Here is a 1,786-nt window from a genome sequence, read left to right as displayed (position 1 = left end):
TTGATATGATATAAAAGTTGTCAAAAGCAACCAAGTAGATCTTTGAAAACTGAACAAATTTTCGACAAATCAAATGTGTAGGGTCTCTTAACTAAGAGTTAAGAGCAAACATTTGCGAAGTCAATTCGCTAGTTTCAAAAAGTAACAAAACAATAAGAGCAATCAACTTTTTATATGAGAGTTTGATCCTGGCTCAGGATGAACGCTGGCGGCGTGCCTAATACATGCAAGTCGAACGCATTATCTTCACCGAGTGCTTGCACTCACCGAAGATAATGAGTGGCGAACGGGTGAGTAACACGTGGGTAACCTGCCCAAAAGAGGGGGATAACACTTGGAAACAGGTGCTAATACCGCATAATTTGTTAAACCGCATGGTTTGATAATGAAAGACGGCGTAAGCTGTCACTTTTGGATGGACCCGCGGCGTATTAGCTAGTTGGTGAGGTAAAGGCCCACCAAGGCAATGATACGTAGCCGACCTGAGAGGGTGATCGGCCACATTGGGACTGAGACACGGCCCAAACTCCTACGGGAGGCAGCAGTAGGGAATCTTCCACAATGGACGAAAGTCTGATGGAGCAACGCCGCGTGAGTGAAGAAGGTTTTCGGATCGTAAAGCTCTGTTGTTAGAGAAGAATGTAGGTAAGAGTAACTGTTTACCTAGTGACGGTATCTAACCAGAAAGCCACGGCTAACTACGTGCCAGCAGCCGCGGTAATACGTAGGTGGCAAGCGTTATCCGGATTTATTGGGCGTAAAGCGAACGCAGGCGGTTTTTTAAGTCTGATGTGAAAGCCTTCGGCTCAACCGAAGAAATGCATTGGAAACTGGATAACTTGAGTGCAGAAGAGGAGAGTGGAACACCATGTGTAGCGGTGAAATGCGTAGATATATGGTAGAACACCAGTGGCGAAAGCGGCTCTCTGGTCTGTAACTGACGCTGAGGTTCGAAAGCATGGGTAGCAAACAGGATTAGATACCCTGGTAGTCCATGCCGTAAACGATGAGTGCTAAGTGTTGGAGGGTTTCCGCCCTTCAGTGCTGCAGCTAACGCATTAAGCACTCCGCCTGGGGAGTACGACCGCAAGGTTGAAACTCAAAGGAATTGACGGGGGCCCGCACAAGCGGTGGAGCATGTGGTTTAATTCGAAGCAACGCGAAGAACCTTACCAGGTCTTGACATCTTCTGACAAACCTAGAGATAGGCCGTTCCCTTCGGGGACAGAATGACAGGTGGTGCATGGTTGTCGTCAGCTCGTGTCGTGAGATGTTGGGTTAAGTCCCGCAACGAGCGCAACCCTTATTATTAGTTGCCAGCATTTAGTTGGGCACTCTAATGAGACTGCCGGTGACAAACCGGAGGAAGGTGGGGATGACGTCAAATCATCATGCCCCTTATGACCTGGGCTACACACGTGCTACAATGGACGGTACAACGAGTTGCGAGACCGCGAGGTTAAGCTAATCTCTTAAAGCCGTTCTCAGTTCGGATTGTAGGCTGCAACTCGCCTACATGAAGTTGGAATCGCTAGTAATCGCGGATCAGAATGCCGCGGTGAATACGTTCCCGGGCCTTGTACACACCGCCCGTCACACCATGAGAGTTTGTAACACCCAAAGCCGGTGAGGTAACCTTTTAGGAGCCAGCCGTCTAAGGTGGGACAGATGATTAGGGTGAAGTCGTAACAAGGTAGCCGTAGGAGAACCTGCGGCTGGATCACCTCCTTTCTAAGGAATATTACGGAAACCTACACACTTGTCGAAAATTTGTTTAGTTTTGAGG

General features: G+C 48.5%; 1 rRNA gene. It reads left to right on the top strand.

Features of this window, described 5'->3' with window-relative positions:
* Window positions 1-170: 170 nt before the first annotated feature.
* Window positions 171-1,731, top strand: a 16S ribosomal RNA gene (locus AC1RPT_RS07520).
* The last annotated feature ends 55 nt before the right edge of the window (window positions 1,732-1,786 follow it).

It is taken from the genome of Dellaglioa sp. CoH-56-MRSF-11 (assembly GCF_056782135.1).
The sequence above is the reverse complement of the archived record's forward strand: the minus strand, read 5'-3'. Positions and strand labels throughout refer to the sequence as shown.